The sequence below is a fragment of the Shewanella sp. T24-MNA-CIBAN-0130 genome, assembly GCF_040310185.1.
Classification (GTDB): Bacteria; Pseudomonadota; Gammaproteobacteria; order Enterobacterales; family Shewanellaceae; genus Shewanella; species Shewanella psychromarinicola.
This window is the reverse complement of record NZ_JBEOPP010000103.1, coordinates 1-4,784: the sequence shown is the minus strand read 5'-3', so window position 1 is coordinate 4,784 and position 4,784 is coordinate 1. Positions and strand designations below refer to the sequence as shown.

Here is a 4,784-nt window from a genome sequence, read left to right as displayed (position 1 = left end):
ACACCCGTAGCTCAGCTGGTTAGAGCACTACCTTGACATGGTAGGGGTCGGTGGTTCGAGTCCACTCGGGTGTACCAATTCTCTTGTAAAAAGAGAATACGGCCAGCGAAAGCTGGTTTTTTTGTGTCTAAAATTAATAGTTAATATTCACAAGCTAATAAACCCATAGCTCAGCTGGTTAGAGCACTACCCTCTCTTAGTTAACTGCGGCGGTAGGGGTCGGTATTCATGTGGTAAAGCGAAGTCCACTCGGGTGTACCATTTCTCTTATAAAAGAGAATACGGCCAGTGAAAGCTGGTTTTTTTGTGTCTAAAATTAATAGTTAATATTCAAAAGCTAATAAACTCATAGCTCAGCTGATTAGAGCACTAGCCTCTCTTTATCACGGCGGCATTAGGGGTATCGTCGGACTTCTAGACGACGGACTCTTTGCCCTACTATTGCCACATGTTCTTATAGTAGCGGCAATCTTGAGCGGCGCTGATTTTGTTACTTTACATTATTTAGGTTACTCTATTTTTGTGTTTATTATTTACTTTAGATATAGCAGAAACTGGAATAACACATGGTCTCAAAGCTCCCTGATAAAAAGTCGCGCACTCAAGATATTCAGGCATTCATTAGCCAAGTCAAAAATACTCCGCGGGTCACTGGCGAAGACAAGGGTAGATTGATATTTGCCATGGATGCCACAGCAAGTCGTGAGCACTGCTGGGATATGGCGAGTCAACAACATGCGGCTATGTTTGCCGAAGCCGATAAGGTGAGTACTCTAAGTGTGCAGCTTTGTTATTATCGGGGTTTTGGAGAGTTTAAAGCACTTCCCTGGACACGCGGCGCCGATGAAATCAAACAAGCCTTACTTTCAGTTCGCTGCCTGGCCGGGAAAACCCAGATTGCCAAAGTGTTATCCCATGCATTGAGTGAAACTCGCGCAAACAAAGTAAACGCACTGGTATTTGTCGGTGATAGTGTTGAAGAAAACCCAGATTCACTTGGAGCCTTAGCAGGCCAGTTGGGAATACTCAATCTGCCTTTATTTGTTTTTCAAGAAGGAAATAATGCAAAGGTTGGCAGTATTTTCTCACAGCTAGCGACATTGAGTGGAGGTGCACATTGCCAGTTTGATCAAGGTAGTGCTAGACAGTTAGGTCAGTTGTTAGCCGCGGTTGCGGTATATGCTGCGGGCGGAAAATCTGCTTTGAAAAATAATTTGTTGAGTAAGGATGCGAGCGTGAGACGGTTATTACAGCAATTAAAGTAGTCGTGATTAGTGAGCGGTAAATAATCCAACCGTTGCAACGAAAAAATAAACACCGTAAATATCGAGTAGGCTCTCGGATTACATGAGCACGGCGACAAAGCAACACCGTAAATATCGTGTAGGCTCTCGGATTACATAAGCACGGCGACAAAGCAACACCGTAAAACAAATGGTGTAGGCTTTACGACTTAACTGATACCTCAAATAAGTGAATACTTTATGTTCAGACTTGCCGTTTTAGTAGCGGTTATTATCATCGGCTATATCACAGTACAATATATTCAAGCCCTGAAACCCCAACAAAGAAAGATATTCGCGGCGAAAGCGGCTGCGGTCGCATTGATTACAATACTGATCTTGCTAACGGTCACGGGAAAGCTTTATATTTTGGCCGCACTGGGAACAGGTTTACTGATATTTGCCAAACGCTTGTTTCCACTGCTACGTTATTTTCCATTTTTGAAAGGTCTTTATCAGAAGGCGAAAGCAACACAGAGCTCGGATACATCGAAGCGTTCTACGGTTGAAACCAGCTTGCTCAAAATGACCCTTGATCACCAAAGTGGCAATTTGGACGGTGAATTACTGGCGACTGATGGTAAGGGGAAATACCTGTCTGAATTGAGTCTGTCAGAATTGATTTCTCTGTATGGCCTAGCAGATAAACAATATCCAGATTCGATCGAAGTATTGGCTGCCTATCTTGATCGCCAGCATGGTTCTGACTGGCGCGAAGCTGCCAATGCCGGACACTATTCTGAAGAGAGTGAACAACACGCTCGCCCAAGCGATAGCCCTGAGATGACGGCAAGTGAAGCTTATGCCGTCCTGGGTCTTGATCAAACGGCAACGGAGCAAGACGTTATCGCTGCGTATCGTAAACTAATGCAAAAACTCCATCCTGATCGCGGTGGCAGCAACTATCTGGCCGCAAAAATAAATCAGGCGAAGGATTTGCTTGTGAGCCGCAAAGGCAAGTAAACCAAGGACGCTCATGTTTTCCTATTCCCTATTATCTATTGCCTATTTGGACCTTTTCTCAAGGCTGTCCCTGCTTCGAATAAAGGCCCTTGTAAGGCAACGCCGTTCGTGAAGCTGATTATTGTGCTTAATTTTTATCGTTATATTCGGGGGGCAACGAATTGCTTGTGCTCAATCTAAAGTCGCTTAACCTTATGAATATTTGATAGATCTATTTGCAATCCTTCCTCGTAAAACACATATAGGTTTTTAGCTGACTGCGGACAGGTCCTATTTGCCAAGTAGATACTCCCCAGTATCAAACTCGCGAAGTTTAATTGCAAATTTCGTCAAGCGCTGAAAGGTCAAAAATGACAAAAGGGTTTTATTCGGTGCCAGTAGCGCGAGCTTACATCTATCATTATTTAACACTAAAAAGGTAAAATAGCCTATTTAGGTTGGCAAGGATCAACGGTTTCGTTGGAGGGAGTTTTAATGCATTTTACTAAAGAGCGTATAGACGCACTTGAAAAACATACACGTACACATTTAATAAATTCCCTCTCGGGTTTTAAAAGCGCTAATTTAATTGGTACACAAGACTTACAAGGCAATACCAATTTATCTATTGTCAGCTCGGTTATACACTTAGGTGCAAACCCGCCACTGGTCGGTATGATCGTTCGCCCTCACAGTGTCCCTCGACATACCTTTGAAAACATTCTACAAACCGGTATGTATACTATTAATCAAGTCAATAAATTAATTTATAAGCAGGCTCATCAAACATCCGCCCGTTACGATAAAGACAAATCAGAGTTTGATGCAACAGGGTTAACACCCGAGTACTTAAATAATTTTACAGCCCCATTTGTAAAAGAAAGTCGCTTAAAATATTCGGTTAAATTTATTGAGCATCAACACTTAGCCATTAATGGCACAGAGCTGGTAATTGGTGAAATTATCGATGTGTATGTAGATGAGGCCGCGCTGCAAAGTGATGGCTTTTTAGACTTGCAAGCCATAGAAACTGTCGCCATTACAGGGCTTGATAGTTACCACACTAGCAACAAACTGGTGCGTTTACCTTACGCTAGAAAGTAGTATATAAACTAACGTGTAAAGCATTACTTGAACGTTAACTTACCAATAAATGACTTTGAATTTAAAAAAGATCTACTATTTGGCGCACACCAGGCAACCGACTTTATGCTTTATGAAGCGATAAGTTTGAACACTACCTTGAAAAACACCGCTACCTTGCCTTAAAATTAGCATAATCTAAGTAATGTTTTTATTTGAACTTATTTTGATAACCCTGTTTCAACCATTTAACGTAAACAAAACGCACAGAAAAGCTAGAGAGGAATTAACGCCATGAAGTTTGTTACAACAAAACTCGAGAGATCATAGAGTAAGGCCTGTTAACAGAGTAGACTTGATGTCTACTGTTTTTAACTCAGACAACGAGACTGGTCATGAAATTCCTTGTCGATGTTCACGCTCATACCATAGCTTCAACTCACGCCTATAGTACAGTGCATGATTACTTTTCCGTTGCAAAGGCGAAAGGTCTCAAATTATTCGCCATTACCGATCATGGTCCAGATATGGCTGATGCACCCCATTTTTGGCACTTTGTGAATATGAGAGTGTTACCTAGAATTGTTGACGGTATTGGCATGCTCCGTGGCATTGAAGCGAATATAAAGAATGAGCATGGCGAAATTGACTTTTTTGGTCATTATTTGCAGGAGCTTGATATCGTGCTGGCAGGTTTACATGAACCGGTTTTCCCCCCATCGACTAAAGACGCTCACACTAGAGCACTCATCAACAGTATTGAAAGTGGTCATGTCGATATTATTACTCATCCAGGCAATCCCGCTTATCCCATCGACATTAACAGCGTCGCCGCTGCAGCAGCCAAACATAACGTCGCGCTTGAGATAAATAATTCCTCTTTTTTAACCTCTAGAAAAGGCAGTTTACGCAACTGCACTGATATTGCTAATGCTGTAAAAAAAGCGGGAGGACTTCTCGTTATGGGATCTGATTCTCATGTCGCTTTTAGCTTAGGCGAGTTTGAAAAAGCGATAGCGGTCATTGAAGCGGTAGATTTCCCAATTGAGCGCTTACTTAATCGTAGCCCTGAAGCTTTGTTGTGCTTTCTGTCCGCTAGAGGTCATACAACACTTGATGAATACTCTGTTTTAATCGAATGATTTAAAAGTGTTTTCTATATGCTGTAACAACCTGCTATTTAGCACAATAGGGATCGTTATCGTCGGCGGTGTTGAAATGGGGATTGACCCTATCGTCACAATTGATTTATTCCAAAACCAAATAAGTTAACCTTGGCACCAATTGATTAAGCTCTACAAATTCATATGCTTTAGCATTTTGTAGGCCAGTGAATTACCCCGCGACTTCGCTTCGCTCTGATCACGGGGCTTCTGCAATCTAGCTTTTAACGACTAAACTGCTTCTTTTTTCTCAGTTTCCACACCAAACTTTGATAGCTCAAAGACTTTCGTTTTAATCGATGTTTTCTGCTGA

At 42.0% G+C, this 4,784-nt stretch carries 4 protein-coding genes and 1 tRNA gene; all 5 read left to right on the top strand.

The genetic code is table 11. From position 1 onward, the window contains the following. The 5 genes from AAEZ02_RS21505 to AAEZ02_RS21485 all read left to right on the top strand — a co-directional run bounded on the left by AAEZ02_RS21505 (window position 1) and on the right by AAEZ02_RS21485 (window position 4,450). A tRNA-Val gene (locus AAEZ02_RS21505) sits at window positions 1-77 on the top strand. Window positions 78-566: 489 nt separating this feature from the next. Beyond that, complete coding sequence (locus tag AAEZ02_RS21500; protein ID WP_124014154.1) at window positions 567-1,265, top strand: VWA domain-containing protein; 699 nt, start codon at window positions 567-569, stop codon at window positions 1,263-1,265. Window positions 1,266-1,484: 219 nt separating this feature from the next. Further along, a complete protein-coding gene (locus tag AAEZ02_RS21495; RefSeq protein ID WP_351079377.1) occupies window positions 1,485-2,246 on the top strand; it encodes a DnaJ domain-containing protein in 762 nt (253 codons plus the stop codon). A 474-nt stretch (window positions 2,247-2,720) separates the two neighbouring features. Then, entirely contained in the window at window positions 2,721-3,329 is a 609-nt protein-coding gene (locus AAEZ02_RS21490; RefSeq protein WP_351079380.1) for a flavin reductase family protein, read from the top strand. Between the two features lie 374 nt (window positions 3,330-3,703). After that, window positions 3,704-4,450: a phosphatase gene (locus AAEZ02_RS21485; RefSeq protein ID WP_124014151.1), complete on the top strand. Its 747-nt coding sequence runs from the start codon at window positions 3,704-3,706 to the stop codon at window positions 4,448-4,450. The last annotated feature ends 334 nt before the right edge of the window (window positions 4,451-4,784 follow it).

Coding starts and splice junctions, on each gene's coding strand:
- AAEZ02_RS21490 (WP_351079380.1), top strand. CDS start 2,721: ATGCATTTTACTAAAGAGCGTATAGACGCACTTGAAAAACATACACGT.
- AAEZ02_RS21500 (WP_124014154.1), top strand. CDS start 567: ATGGTCTCAAAGCTCCCTGATAAAAAGTCGCGCACTCAAGATATTCAG.
- AAEZ02_RS21485 (WP_124014151.1), top strand. CDS start 3,704: ATGAAATTCCTTGTCGATGTTCACGCTCATACCATAGCTTCAACTCAC.
- AAEZ02_RS21495 (WP_351079377.1), top strand. CDS start 1,485: ATGTTCAGACTTGCCGTTTTAGTAGCGGTTATTATCATCGGCTATATC.